At 42.6% G+C, this 15,303-nt stretch carries 6 protein-coding genes; 3 read left to right on the top strand and 3 right to left on the bottom strand.

The genetic code is table 11. From position 1 onward, the window contains the following. Nucleotides 1–1,094: KAP family P-loop NTPase fold protein (locus tag DPV92_RS08955; RefSeq protein ID WP_225791982.1), on the bottom strand; the 1,094-nt coding region annotated here is incomplete at its 3' end. Nucleotides 1,095–1,136: 42 nt separating this feature from the next. Then, nucleotides 1,137–4,826: a methionine synthase gene (gene metH, locus DPV92_RS08950; protein ID WP_111354574.1), complete on the bottom strand. Its 3,690-nt coding sequence runs from the start codon at nt 4,824–4,826 to the stop codon at nt 1,137–1,139. 695 nt (nt 4,827–5,521) lie between these two features. On the opposite strand from metH, the gene rpoB reads away from it, so the two are divergent. From rpoB to map, 3 genes are all read left to right on the top strand, one after another. Beyond that, nucleotides 5,522–9,550, top strand: coding sequence for a DNA-directed RNA polymerase subunit beta (gene rpoB, locus DPV92_RS08935; RefSeq protein WP_111354578.1), 4,029 nt, complete (start codon nt 5,522–5,524; stop codon nt 9,548–9,550). 276 nt (nt 9,551–9,826) lie between these two features. Beyond that, nucleotides 9,827–14,113, top strand: a complete 4,287-nt coding sequence (rpoC, locus tag DPV92_RS08930) for a DNA-directed RNA polymerase subunit beta' (RefSeq protein WP_111354572.1) — start codon at nt 9,827–9,829, stop codon at nt 14,111–14,113. Between the two features lie 234 nt (nt 14,114–14,347). Continuing rightward, the gene (gene map, locus DPV92_RS08925; protein ID WP_111354577.1) at nt 14,348–15,154 is read left to right on the top strand and encodes a type I methionyl aminopeptidase; all 807 of its coding nucleotides are present in this window, start codon (nt 14,348–14,350) and stop codon (nt 15,152–15,154) included. Nucleotides 15,155–15,209: 55 nt separating this feature from the next. On the opposite strand, the gene DPV92_RS08920 is transcribed toward map, so the two are convergent. Further along, entirely contained in the window at nt 15,210–15,302 is a 93-nt protein-coding gene (locus DPV92_RS08920) for a methionine/alanine import family NSS transporter small subunit (protein ID WP_111354571.1), read from the bottom strand. Nucleotide 15,303 lies beyond the last annotated feature (1 nt).

The raw sequence follows: 15,303 nt of genomic DNA, 5'->3' as shown, positions 1-15,303 counted from the left end.
GAATTTATATTATCAATATCAAATAAAACTCTTAATAAAGATTGGTATATTTCATTATTTTCTGTAAATTTTGTTAGAATCAATTTTTTCTTCTCATCATCTGATTGGGAAAGTAAAAACTCCTTTATTTCATAAATTTCTTTAAATTTTTCAGGATAAAAAATTCTTATTGCTTCAATAGTAAGTAAATCAACTATATCAATTTCCTTACCTAGTTGTTTAAAAACATTTGATAGGGAAGACGTGTAACGCCTAATATCTCGAATGTTTTTTATTGTTGGTTTAATGATATCCCAATATGCATTATACCAGCGTGACTTATCAGGGAAAACATTTCCTAAAATTTTATTTAAAGATGAGAATAAATTTTCCTGTAATAGATTTTTTGCTACTCGTGGTATATCAAATGGAATCTGAATTATCTTCTCTAAATAAACCTTGCCATCGATATTACTATCATTTAAAGTTTTAATAACTCTATGCTTATCAAATGACAAAATATAAACAATATTAGGAAAATTTCCTGTAACTCTTACCAACCTTAAAATAGACTGTAATTCATCAGGTGATAAGCGATCTATATCATCTAAAATCACAGTAATAGGCTTACTTATTCCCTTTAGAACTTCAATTAATTTATCACGTTGATTTTTTAAACTGTTTTTTTCTTTCTTTTTCTTTGAAAAAAAACTAAAAAAAACACCTAAGGTACTAAAATAATCCCCTACAAATGGAATCGGTTTTAAGTTAGATAATAACTCTCCAAAACTTCCTAAACTATCAGCTAGATCACTATCATCCTCATAATCTCTTAACTGAGCAGAGATTTCAGTAAAAAATAAAGCAACTAAGTTATGAGCATCACTAAACATCCAAGGATTGAAATCAAGTACAAAAGAATTTTTTTCTAATTCTGGTCGCATTAAATTTATATAGGATGTTTTACCATTTCCCCATTCTCCACATAATCCCACAACCAAACCTTCTTTATAGTCAAATGAAAAAATGTGTTTAGCAAATGCTTCTGCACTACTAGCTCTACCTAATAAATCATTGCTAGAATCTTTTATTGGATTATCGCTTATTAATTCCATATATTTTCCTTTAGTAAATGCTCATATCTTTTATGTGTAACCCTACTTCATCGCCACACCCAACCACTTCATCATCTCCCTCTCATCCCAACCTTTACGTTTGGCATAATCTTGAGCTTGGTCTTCATCAATGCGACCTAGAGTGAAATAGTTGCTTGCAGGGTGGGTGAAGTACCAACCGCAGACAGAAGCGGCAGGCCACATGGCGTAGCTTTCGGTGAGTTTCATGCCGATGCGTTGTTCTACTTCTAATAAATCCCAAATCAAGGCTTTTTCCGTGTGTTCTGGGCAGCTTGGATAGCCCGGAGCAGGGCGGATGCCGACATAGTTTTCATTGATTAAACCTTGATTGTCAAATCCCTCTTGCGTGTAGCCCCAAATGCGGGTGCGCAACTCAAAGTGCAAGTATTCTGCCATGGCTTCGGCGAGACGGTCGCCTACGGCTTGTAGCAAGATGGCGTTGTAGTCATCGCCTGCGGCTTTGTAGCCTTCCACTAAATCCATTTCTTCAACGCCGGCACACACGGCGAACATGCCGAACCAGTCTTTTTTACCGCTTTCGCGATCAGCAATAAAGTCGCTTAAGGCAAAGTTAAATGGGCTTTTGCTGTTTTTACCACGTTCCGTTTGTTGGCGTAAGCCATAAGCAGTGCCAATGGTTTGTGTGCGTTCTTCATCAGAGAAAAGCACCACGTCATCGCCTACACGTTCGGCTGGGAAAATGCCTAAAATACCGCTTGGGTTGAGTTTGTGGTTTTGTTCTAATTCATCCAATACCATTTGTGCATCGTTCCATACGCGACGGGCTTCTTCGCCGCCTTCCGGATAATCAAAGGCATCAGGATAGCCACCCATCAAGCCCCAAATACGGAAGAATGGTGACCAGTCGATAAATTTGCGCAGTTCAGCAATTGGTACGTTTTTAAATTCGACAATACCCGTTTGTTTTGGTGTTGGTGGCACATAATCCGCCCATTCACCACTAAAGCCGTCGAAACGGTTGGCACGAGCTTCTTCAATGCTGAGTTGCTTACGCAATGGTTTGCGATTGGAAAAAGATTGTTGGATTTTTTCGTAATCCTTCTTGAATTGTTCCCACAATGCTGCACGGCCTTCTGGGTTCATCAAAGTTGCACAAACTGTTACCGCACGGGAAGCGTTAGAGGTATAGAACACACCATGTTGTTTGTATTTTGGATACAGTTTAATGGCTGTATGTTCTTTGGAGGTGGTTGCGCCGCCAATTAAAACAGGCAAGTTCAGACCTAAACGCGTCATTTCTCCGAGGAAGTATTCCATTTCATCAAGGGATGGCGTAATCAAACCGCTCAAGCCGATAATATCTGCCTTTTCATCAATGGCAGTTTGAATGATCTTGTCCGCCGGCACCATCACGCCTAAATCAATCACTTCAAAGTTATTACATTGCAACACCACGCTCACGATGTTTTTGCCAATGTCATGCACGTCACCTTTCACGGTGGCGATCACCACTTTGCCGTTGCTGGAGCCTTTTTGTTTGGTCGCGTTAATAAACGGCTCTAAATACGCCACGGATTGTTTCATCACTCGTGCGGATTTTACCACTTGCGGCAGAAACATTTTGCCGTCGCCAAACAAATCGCCCACCACATCCATACCCGCCATGAGCGGACCTTCAATTACCTCTAACGGCGTTGGCAATTTTTGGCGCGCCTCTTCGGTATCTTCGATGATATGCGTAGTAATCCCTTTCACCAACGCGTGCTTTAAGCGTTCTTCCACTGGCCAAGTGCGCCATTCGGCCACAGAATCTACCGCACTTTCATCGTTGCCTTGGTTGCGATATTTTTCCGCAATATCCAGTAAACGCTCTGTGCCGTCCAGTGTGCGGTTTAATACGGCATCTTCAATCACATTACGTAATTCAGGATCAAGATCGTCGTAAATTGCGAGTTGTCCTGCGTTCACAATCCCCATATCCATGCCTTGTTTGATGGCATGATAGAGGAAAACGGCGTGAATGGCTTCACGCATCACGTTGTTACCACGGAAGGAGAAGGACACGTTTGACACACCACCGGAAATTTTGGCGTGTGGCAAGCTGCGTTTAATACGGCCTGTGGCGTTAATGAAATCCACTCCGTAGTTGTTGTGTTCTTCAATCCCGGTGCCGATGGCGAAAATATTCGGGTCGAAAATGATGTCTTCTGGCGGGAAACCTACTTGGTTGACTAAGATGTTATAGGCACGGGTACAGATTTCCACTTTACGCTCCTCGGTATCAGCCTGCCCCACTTCATCAAATGCCATCACCACAACGGCTGCACCGTATTTACGCACCAATTTAGCCTGATGAATAAATTTTTCCTCGCCTTCTTTTAAGGAAATAGAGTTAACGATTGGTTTACCTTGTACTGATTGCAAACCTGCCTCGATCACTTCCCATTTAGACGAGTCAATCATCACTGGCACTTTGGCCGCATCGGGTTCGGTCGCCATAATGTTGAGGAAACGGGTCATGCATTTTTTGCCGTCGAGCAAGGCTTCATCCATGTTCACATCGATCACTTGCGCACCGTTTTCCACTTGGTCAATGGCAATTTCAATGGCTTCGGCAAATTTGTCTTCTTTGATTAAACGTTTAAATTTCGCGGAACCCGTCACGTTATTGCGTTCGCCCACGTTCACGAACAGGCTTTCATCATCAATATTGAGTGGTTCTAAACCTGACAAACGCATTGCTCTTTTGATTTGTGGCAATTTGCGTGGTGGAATATTTTCTACCGCATCGGCAAAGGCTTTAATGTGCTCTGGCGTTGTACCACAACAGCCACCGATAATGTTCACAAAACCACTTTCTGCCCACTCTTTTAAGTGAGCAGCCATCTCTTCTGCCCCTAAATCATAACCACCAAAAGCATTCGGCAAGCCCGCATTCGGATGCACAGAAACATAGGTTTCACTGATTTTTGAAAGCTGTTCTACATATTGGCGTAATTCTTTTGGGCCTAAAGCGCAGTTCAAACCAAAAGTGAGCGGTTTTGCGTGACGGAGGGAGTTATAGAAAGCCTCGGTGGTCTGCCCAGAAAGAGTTCGCCCTGAAGCATCAGTAATGGTGCCGGAAATCATGATTGGCAATTCCACGCCTAATTCTTCGAATACACTTTCAATAGAAAAAACGGCTGCTTTAGCGTTAAGCGTGTCGAAAATGGTTTCGATCATAATTAAATCCGCACCGCCTTCAATTAAGCCTTTTGTTGCTTGGGCATAAGCCTCCACCAGCTCCATAAACGTCACATTGCGGAAACCAGGATCATTTACATCGGGTGAAATGGAGGCTGTACGGTTTGTTGGCCCCAACACGCCCGCGACAAAGCGAGGTTTTTCTGGCGTACTGTATTTATCTGCTGCCAAACGCGCTAATTTTGCGCCAACAAAATTGAGTTCATAAGCGATAGATTGCAAGTCATAATCCGCTTGAGCAATCGTAGTTGAACTAAAAGTATTGGTTTCAATAATATCTGCACCCGCTGCTAAATATTTCTCATGAATAGCGGAAATTAGCAGTGGCTGAGTTAATGTCAGTAAATCATTATTACCGCGTAAATCGACCGCACTTTCCTTAAACTTCTCGCCTCTAAAATCGGCTTCTGTCAGTTTATATTTTTGGATCATCGTCCCCATCGCACCGTCTAAAATGAGAATACGATTTTCTAGAGCTTGTTTAAGTTGAGCGGTTTTGTTGGTCATAGTTTTATTCCGTAAAATATATCAGTAATGCAGGAATGATAGGCAGATGGAGAGAGGGTGTCAATAAAACGCAGTTACAAAAAAGCCCGATTATTCAAACATGACAAATAATCGGGCAAACGGAGTTTAGTTTTATTATAGTTCTACTTAAAAGGCAGTTTTGTAGATTTCTAGGATCTCTTCAGCTGTGCAATCACGCGGATAGCAGCCTGTGCATACATCTTTCAGTGCATCTTGAGAAAGGGATACTAAATCTTCCTCTTTCAAGCTTCCCTGTGTTTTGCATATAACCTCTATATCCCATTCTATCAATGTAGCACCTTATGTTCTTTGTTCTCAAACTTATAATTTTTAAAAGGATTCGATATCCTGCAACTTGCTAGGTATCTATTAATTGAGTATAATTCCAAACCATTTTTGCATACGTGGCTGACGATAAAATCTCGTCAGCCTTTTGTACTTTAAAAATTGGGCTGATTTCGTCATTTTGGTCAGTTCATTGTGTAAAAAAACAAACATTTGTTTTTGGTAAATTTCCTGCCAAATCTGACCGCTTGCAGTAGTGATTTTTGACTGCTCGTTGGGGATTGGAAAATGACACCTCGTATCCTTTTTTAATGCCACTTCCAACCGAGTTTTCTCGTATGGATTGTGAAATCTCAACCAAATACATAAAAATCAGAGGCTATCTACAAATGGCATACTCATATTCCGAGAAAAAGCGTATTCGTAAGAGCTTTGGCAAACGCCCACAAGTTCTGAACGTACCTTATCTATTAACTCTCCAACTTGATTCTTACGAGAAATTTATTCAACAAGATTCAGAAGGACAACAAGGTTTAGAAGCGGCATTCCGTTCTGTATTCCCGATTGTGAGCAACAACGGTGCAACAGAATTACAATACGTTTCTTACGAACTTGGCGAACCTGTTTTTGATGTGCGTGAATGTCAAATTCGTGGCACAACCTATGCTGCTCCATTACGCGTGAAATTGCGTCTTGTGACTTTCGACCGTGAAGCAGCCGCTGGCACAGTGAAAGACATTAAAGAACAAAACGTGTATATGGGCGAAATCCCATTGATGACCGACAACGGTACTTTCGTTATTAACGGTACTGAGCGTGTTATCGTTTCACAATTACACCGTAGTCCTGGCGTATTCTTCGATTCTGACAAAGGTAAAACTCACTCTTCAGGTAAAGTGCTTTATAATGCGCGTATTATTCCTTACCGTGGTTCTTGGTTAGACTTCGAGTTCGACCCTAAAGATAACTTATATGCACGTATCGACCGTCGTCGTAAATTACCAGCAACGATCATTCTTCGTGCCTTAGGTTATACAACCGAAGAAATCCTTTCAATGTTCTTCGAAAAAGTGAAATTTACCGTTTCAGGCGATAACAAGTTACAAATGGAACTTGTACCAGAGCGTTTACGTGGTGAAACGGCGTTATTTGACATTGAAGCAGACGGTAAAGTTTACGTAGAAAAAGGTCGTCGTATTACCGCAAAACACACGCGTGATTTAGTGAAAGCGGGTGTGACCAAAATTGATGTACCAGTGGAATACATCGTGGGCAAAGTATCTGCGAAAGATTATGTGAATTTAGAAGATGGTGAGATTATCTGCCCTGCGAATATGGAAATCTCTTTAGAAATGTTGGCTAACCTTTCACAGGCAGGCTACAAAGAGATCGAAGTATTATTCACCAATGATTTAGACCACGGTCCTTACATTTCTGAAACGTTACGTGTAGATCCAACTTACGACCGTTTATCTGCGTTAGTAGAAATCTACCGTATGATGCGTCCAGGCGAGCCACCAACAAAAGAGGCGGCAGAAGGCTTATTCGATAATATGTTCTTCTCTGCAGAGCGTTATGACTTATCAGCTGTAGGTCGTATGAAATTCAACCGCTCTTTAGGCATTGCAGAAGGCGAAGGTTCTGGCGTATTAAGCAACGATGATATCATCGGTGTGATGAAGAAACTCATCGAAATCCGTAACGGTCGTGGCGAAGTGGATGATATCGACCACTTAGGTAACCGTCGTATCCGCTCTGTGGGCGAGATGGCAGAAAACCAATTCCGTATTGGTTTAGTGCGTGTAGAGCGTGCGGTGCGAGAACGCTTATCTTTAGGCGATTTAGACGGCGTAACCCCACAAGATTTAATCAATGCGAAACCAATTTCTGCGGCAGTGAAAGAGTTCTTCGGTTCATCACAACTTTCGCAATTTATGGACCAAAATAACCCGCTTTCAGAGGTAACACACAAACGTCGTATCTCTGCACTAGGTCCAGGTGGTTTAACCCGTGAGCGTGCAGGCTTTGAGGTTCGAGACGTACACCCAACTCACTATGGTCGTTTATGTCCAATCGAAACCCCAGAGGGTCCAAACATCGGTTTGATTAACTCACTTTCTGTGTATGCGCGTACGAATAACTACGGCTTCTTAGAAACCCCGTTCCGTAAAGTGGTGAATGGTCAAGTAACCGAGGATATTGAGTATTTATCAGCAATCGAAGAAGGTAAATACGTGATTGCGCAAGCGAACTCAAACTTAGACGAAGAGTTCCGCTTTACCGACACTTATGTAACGTGTCGTGAGCAAGGTGAATCTGGTTTATACAAACCTGAAGATGTTCACTATATGGACATTTCAACCCAACAAGTGGTATCGGTTGCGGCAGCATTGATTCCGTTCCTTGAGCACGACGATGCGAACCGTGCGTTGATGGGTGCGAACATGCAACGTCAAGCAGTTCCAACATTACGTGCGGACAAACCATTAGTCGGTACGGGTATGGAAAAACCAATCGCCCTTGACTCTGGTGTAGCGGTTGTTGCAAAACGCGGTGGTGTGGTGCAATACGTTGACGCATCACGCATTGTTGTGAAAGTAAACGAAGATGAAACGATCCCAGGAGAAGCGGGTATCGACATTTACAACTTAATCAAATACACCCGTTCAAACCAAAACACTTGTATCAACCAAATTCCTTGTGTGAACTTAGGCGAACCAGTGGCACGTGGTGAGATCTTAGCGGATGGTCCTTCAACAGATTTAGGTGAATTAGCATTAGGTCAAAACATTCGAGTGGCGTTCATGCCTTGGAATGGTTATAACTTCGAAGACTCAATGTTAGTCTCTGAGCGTGTGGTGCAAGAAGACCGCTTCACAACCATCCATATTCAAGAGTTATCTTGTGTGGCACGTGATACCAAATTAGGTGCGGAAGAGATCACTGCTGATATTCCAAACGTAGGTGAATCTGCATTAAGCAAACTGGATGAATCAGGTATCGTTTATGTGGGGGCGGAAGTAAAAGGTGGCGACATCTTAGTGGGTAAAGTAACTCCTAAAGGCGAAACCCAATTAACCCCAGAAGAGAAACTTCTCCGTGCGATCTTCGGTGAAAAAGCGTCTGACGTGAAAGATTCTTCATTACGCGTGCCAAATGGCACTTCAGGTACGGTTATCGACGTTCAAGTCTTCACCCGTGATGGCGTAGAAAAAGATAAACGTGCATTAGAAATCGAAGAAATGCAGCTTCGCGAAGCGAAAAAAGACTTAACCGAAGAGTTAGAGATCTTAGAAGCGGGCTTATTTACCCGTGTTCGCAGCCTCTTAATTGAAGGTGGTGTGGCTGAAGCAGAATTAGACAAAGTGGCTCGCGAAAAATGGTTAGAGCAAACTTTAGAAGATGAAGCAAAACAAAACCAATTAGAACAGCTTGCTGAACAGCACGAAGAGTTACGCAAAGAGTTTGAACGTAAACTTGAAATCAAACGTAACAAGATTATCCAAGGTGACGATTTAGCACCGGGCGTGTTGAAAGTAGTGAAAGTGTACCTTGCGGTGAAACGCCAAATCCAACCAGGGGATAAAATGGCGGGTCGTCACGGTAACAAAGGGGTTATCTCGAAAATCAACCCAGTTGAAGATATGCCGTATGATGAAAACGGTCAGCCAGTGGAAATCGTATTGAATCCATTGGGCGTTCCATCTCGTATGAACATCGGTCAGATTTTAGAAACCCACTTAGGTTTAGCTGCGAAAGGTATCGGTGACCAAATCAACGCAATGATCAAACAGCAACAATCTGTAGCGAAATTACGTGAATATATCCAAAAAGCGTACGATTTAGGTTATGGTTCACAAAGCGTTGATTTAAGCACGTTCACTGACGAAGAAGTGATGCGCTTAGCAGAAAACCTCCGTAAAGGTTTACCGCTTGCAACACCAGTGTTCGATGGTGCACATGAAAGCGAAATTAAAGGCTTATTAGAGCTTGGCGGCTTGCCAACATCAGGTCAAATTACCTTATTTGATGGTCGCACAGGTGAGAAATTCGAGCGTCCTGTAACCGTAGGTTATATGTATATGCTCAAATTGAACCACTTAGTTGATGACAAAATGCATGCTCGTTCAACCGGTTCTTATAGTCTTGTTACTCAACAACCGCTTGGTGGTAAAGCACAATTCGGTGGTCAGCGTTTCGGTGAGATGGAGGTTTGGGCATTAGAAGCATACGGTGCAGCTTACACCTTACAAGAAATGCTAACGGTGAAATCGGATGACGTGAACGGTCGTACGAAGATGTATAAAAACATCGTAGACGGCACGCACTACATGGAACCAGGTATTCCAGAGTCGTTCAACGTAATCACCAAAGAAATCCGTGCATTAGCGATTGATATGGAGTTAGATGAGGCGTAATTGAGTTTTGACGGAGAAAGAAAGCTCTCCTCTTTAGAAAAGAGGGGCTGGGGGAGATTTGATAGCGATATTAACTTTCCCTCTGAACTCCGTTTGGGTTACTGCTAAATCGCCCCTAACCTCTCTTTACAAAAGAGGGGGATCAAAAGTAGGGGTCATCAACAAGCGGTGAAATTTCTCAAACATTTTGCAAAAATCGACCGCTTGCAATCGACAAAATTTCATAAGGTGAGCATTGCTCACCAAACACAAACAACCTCAAACTAGGGGCAAAAAGTGAAAGACTTAGTTAAGTTTTTAAAAGCACAATCTAAATCAAACGATGATTTTGATGTAATTAAAATTGGTTTAGCCTCACCAGATAAGATCCGTTCTTGGTCTTTCGGTGAAGTGAAAAAACCAGAAACCATCAACTACCGTACCTTTAAACCAGAGCGTGATGGTCTTTTCTGTGCACGTATCTTCGGGCCAGTCAAAGATTACGAATGTTTATGTGGTAAATACAAACGCTTAAAACACCGCGGCGTGATTTGTGAAAAATGTGGCGTTGAGGTAACCCAAACTAAAGTTCGTCGTGATCGTATGGGTCATATCGAATTAGCTTGTCCTGTGGCACACATCTGGTTCTTAAAATCATTACCGTCCCGTATCGGTTTGATTTTAGATATGCCATTACGTGATATTGAACGTGTGCTTTATTTCGAAAGCTATGTGGTTACAGAACCTGGTATGACTGATTTAGAAAAAGGTCAGTTATTAACCGAAGAACAATTCCTTGATGCAGAAGAGCGTTGGGGCGATGAGTTCGATGCGAAAATGGGTGCAGAAGGTATCCAAGCGTTATTACGCGATATGGATTTAGAGCACCAATGTGAAATGATGCGTGAAGAGTTACAAGAGACTAACTCTGAAACCAAACGCAAAAAAATCACGAAACGCTTAAAATTATTAGAAGCATTCCAACAATCTGGTAACAAACCAGAGTGGATGGTAATGACTGTGTTACCAGTGCTTCCACCAGATTTACGTCCATTAGTGCCACTTGATGGTGGTCGTTTTGCGACATCAGATCTGAACGATTTATACCGTCGTGTGATCAATCGTAACAACCGTTTAAAACGCTTATTAGATTTAGTCGCGCCAGACATTATCGTACGTAACGAAAAACGTATGTTACAAGAGTCTGTCGATGCGTTATTAGACAACGGTCGTCGTGGTCGTGCGATTACAGGTTCAAACAAACGTCCATTAAAATCTCTTGCCGATATGATCAAGGGTAAACAAGGTCGTTTCCGTCAGAACTTGTTAGGTAAACGTGTAGACTATTCTGGTCGTTCGGTAATTACCGTAGGTCCATACTTACGTCTTCACCAATGTGGTTTACCGAAAAAAATGGCATTGGAATTATTCCGTCCATTTATTTACTCAAAATTAGAAAACCGTGGTATTGCTTCAACTATCAAAGCTGCGAAGAAAATGGTTGAGCGTGAAGAGCCAATCGTATGGGATATTCTTGCAGAAGTGATTCGTGAACACCCGATTCTTCTTAACCGTGCGCCAACACTTCACCGTTTAGGTATTCAGGCGTTCGAGCCAATCCTTATCGAAGGTAAAGCAATCCAGTTACACCCACTTGTTTGTGCGGCGTTCAACGCGGACTTCGATGGTGACCAAATGGCGGTTCACGTTCCATTAACGTTAGAAGCACAGTTAGAAGCACGTGCGTTAATGATGTCTACCAACAACGTACTTTCACCAGCAAGTGGTGATCCAATTATCGTTCCGTCTCAAGACGTTGTATTAGGCTTGTACTATATGACTCGTGAGAAAGTAAACGGTAAGGGCGAAGGGATGTACTTCTTAGACCCACGCGAGGCGGAAAAAGCATACCGCACAGGTCAAGCAGAGCTACATTCACGCGTTAAAGTACGTATTACTGAATATGTGAAAAATGAAGCGGGAGAATTTGAACCAAAAACTTCATTAATCGACACCACAGTTGGTCGTGCAATTTTATGGATGATCGCACCGAAAGGTATGCCATACAAATTATTCAACCAAACGTTAGGTAAAAAAGCGATTTCTAAGCTCATCAACGAATGTTACCGTCGTTTAGGCTTGAAAGAGTCTGTATTACTTGCTGACCAAGTAATGTACACAGGTTTCGCATATGCGGCACGTTCTGGTGCATCAGTGGGTATCAACGATATGGTGATCCCAGCACAAAAAGAAGAGATCATCCGTGCAGCAGAAGCTGAAGTTGCTGAGATCCAAGAGCAATTTAACTCAGGTCTTGTAACCGCAGGTGAGCGTTATAACAAAGTAATCGATATTTGGGCAGCGGCGAACGAACGCGTGGCAAAAGCGATGATGGACAACCTTTCAACGGAAGAAGTGATTAACCGTGAGGGTAACCCAGAAAAACAAGCTTCATTCAACAGCATCTTTATGATGGCAGACTCTGGTGCACGTGGTTCTGCAGCACAGATTCGTCAGTTAGCAGGTATGCGTGGTTTGATGGCTCGTCCAGATGGCTCGATCATCGAAACCCCAATTACGGCGAACTTCCGTGAAGGATTGAACGTTCTTCAGTACTTTATTTCAACCCATGGTGCACGTAAAGGTCTTGCCGATACGGCGTTGAAAACTGCGAACTCTGGTTACTTAACTCGTCGTTTAGTAGACGTAGCACAAGACTTAGTAATCATCGAAGACGATTGTGGTACTTCAGAAGGTATCGTAATGACTCCACACATTGAAGGTGGTGATGAAAAAGTACCATTACGCGAATTAGTATTAGGTCGTGTAGCGGCTGAAGATGTATTAAAACCAGGTTCAGAAGAAGTATTAATTCCGCGTAACACCTTAATCGATGAGAAATGGTGTGATGTGATTGATGAGAACTCTGTTGATAGCATCAAAGTACGTTCTGTTGTAACTTGTGACACCGATTTCGGTGTGTGTGCGAAATGTTACGGACGTGACTTGGCACGCGGTCACCTTATCAACCAAGGTGAAGCAGTGGGTGTTATTGCGGCACAATCAATCGGTGAGCCAGGTACACAGTTAACCATGCGTACGTTCCACATCGGTGGTGCGGCATCTGCGGCAGCCAAAGAGTCTAGCGTACAAGTGAAAAACAACGGTACGATCAAGTTAGCAAATGCGAAATTCGTTACTAACAAAGATGGTAAGTTGGTATTAACTTCACGTAACACTGAATTAACCGTGATTGACACCTTCGGTCGTACCAAAGAGAACTATAAAGTTCCTTACGGTGCAGTGCTTTCTAAACACGACGGCGATGAAGTGGCAGTAGGCGAAGTAGTTGCAAACTGGGATCCGCATACTATGCCAGTTATCTCAGAGGTATCAGGTCGCATCCAATTCAGCGACATCGTCGATGGTTTAACCGTTACTCGTCAAACTGATGAATTAACAGGTTTATCATCTATCGTGGTACAAGATGTGGGTGAGCGTGCAACTGCAGGTAAAGATTTACGTCCAGCATTACGCTTAGTGGATGCAAACGGTAATGATATCTTAATCCCTGGCACAGATGTTCCAGCACAATACTTCTTACCGGGTAAAGCGATTGTAACGCTTGATGATGGTGCAGAAATCGCAGTGGGTGAAGCATTAGCACGTATTCCACAAGAATCTGTGGGTACGAAAGATATTACCGGTGGTCTTCCACGCGTTGCAGACTTATTCGAAGCACGTAAACCGAAAGAGCCAGCAATCCTTGCGGAAATCTCAGGTATCGTTTCATTCGGTAAAGAAACCAAAGGTAAACGCCGCTTAGTAATCACTCCTGCAGAGGGCGAAGCATACGAAGAAATGATTCCAAAATGGCGTCAACTCAACGTATTCGAAGGCGAAATGGTACAACGTGGTGACGTGATTTCTGATGGTGCAGAAACTCCGCACGATATCTTACGCTTACGTGGCGTACACGCGGTAACCAACTACATCGTGAACGAAGTACAAGAAGTTTACCGCTTACAAGGGGTAAAAATTAACGATAAACACATCGAAGTTATCGTTCGCCAAATGTTGCGTAAAGCAATCATCACCAACGCTTACGACTCAGAATTCCTCGAAGGAGAACAAGTAGAAGTAGCACGCGTGAAAATTGCCAACCGCAAACGTGCAGCCGAAGGCAAACCGTTGGTAGAATTTGAACGTGAATTGCTTGGTATCACCAAAGCATCATTGGCGACTGAATCATTCATCTCAGCGGCATCGTTCCAAGAAACTACCCGTGTACTTACCGAAGCAGCCGTTGCAGGTAAACAAGACGAATTACGTGGTTTGAAAGAGAACGTTATCGTTGGTCGTTTAATCCCAGCAGGTACAGGTTTTGCTTACCACAAAGCACGTGCAGAAAAACGTGCTGCGGCAGCTGCAGGACAAGCGGTTGATTTTGCAGAAACTTTTGCAAATCCAACTAACAGCTTTGCCACTGATGCAGACATTGAAGAAGAATTTGAGTTCGTCTCTGACGACGCAACCCAAAGCTTAGCTGCGTTATTAAACGCAGAGATGGATGCAGAAGAGTAATCCGTAGTCATTGTAGAGTGGGCTTTTAGCTCATCGCTCAAAGATAGAAAAAGCCCTCAGGACTTTGAGTTCTGAGGGTTTTTGTTTATGCTAAACCGAAAATCTTTGCTAAAGTGATGATGAAGTAATAGAAAAAGAATTATTTCTGAACGGATTAAATTTTGTAGAAGAAAATTGGGGATTGCACCGAAAAAAGGTATAATCTCCTTAATGTTTTACGATAAAGAGAAGATTATGAGCAATATTCCATTAAGAAACGAACAAGAAATTGAGAAGCTTCGCGAAGCCTGCAAGCTAGCTTCCGATGTGTTAGTGATGATCGAACCCTACGTAAAAGAGGGGGTGAGCACGGGTGAATTAGACCGCATTTGCCACGAATATATGGTTAATGAGCAGAAAGTGATTCCTGCCTGCTTAAACTATCACGGTTTCCCAAAATCAACCTGCATCTCCATCAATGAAGTGGTTTGCCACGGTATTCCAAGTGATGATAAAAAGCTGAAAAAAGGCGACATCGTGAACATTGATGTAACAGTGATCAAAGACGGCTATTTCGGCGATAACTCAAAAATGTATGTGGTGGGCGAGCCTTCTATTCGCGATAAACGCTTATTAGAAGTAACACAAGAGTCACTTTACATTGGCTTGCGTCAAGTAAAACCAGGCATTCGCTTAAAAGAGATTGGCACAGCGATTCAAAAATATGTGGAAAAAGAGGGCTTCTCGGTGGTGCGTGAATATTGTGGACATGGTGTAGGCACGGAATTCCATTGCGATCCACAAGTCTTGCACTACAACGGTGACGATGGTGGCGTAATGTTAAAAGAAGGGATGGTGTTTACGATTGAACCGATGGTCAATGCGGGCAAAAAAGAGATCCGCACTATGAATGATGGTTGGACGGTAAAAACCAAAGACCGTAGCCACTCAGCTCAATATGAACATCAAATTGTGGTGACCAAAGATGGCTGTGAAGTGATGACCATTCGTGATGAAGAAATTGCCGAAGGGCGAATTTCGCGTGTCATGGTGAATATGTAAAATTTAATTCTTTAAAGTAAAAGGCTGATTGATTTTCACCAATCAGCCTTATTTTTTACTCTTTCGGCAAACGTTTAATCGAGAGGACTAAACCGCCCCAGATGATGACTAATGCCACAACCATCATTAAAATTGCTGATGTGCTCATA

The sequence above is a fragment of the Pseudohaemophilus paraphrohaemolyticus genome (assembly GCF_003253115.1).
Taxonomy (GTDB): Bacteria; Pseudomonadota; Gammaproteobacteria; order Enterobacterales; family Pasteurellaceae; genus Haemophilus_A; species Haemophilus_A paraphrohaemolyticus_A.
The sequence above is the reverse complement of the archived record's forward strand: the minus strand, read 5'-3'. Positions and strand labels throughout refer to the sequence as shown.

Excerpts from the sequence above, each read along its gene's own strand:
- metH (WP_111354574.1), bottom strand. The coding sequence starts at position 4,826 with ATGACCAACAAAACCGCTCAACTTAAACAAGCTCTAGAAAATCGTATT.
- rpoB (WP_111354578.1), top strand. The coding sequence starts at position 5,522 with ATGGCATACTCATATTCCGAGAAAAAGCGTATTCGTAAGAGCTTTGGC.
- map (WP_111354577.1), top strand. The coding sequence starts at position 14,348 with ATGAGCAATATTCCATTAAGAAACGAACAAGAAATTGAGAAGCTTCGC.
- DPV92_RS08920 (WP_111354571.1), bottom strand. The coding sequence starts at position 15,302 with ATGAGCACATCAGCAATTTTAATGATGGTTGTGGCATTAGTCATCATC.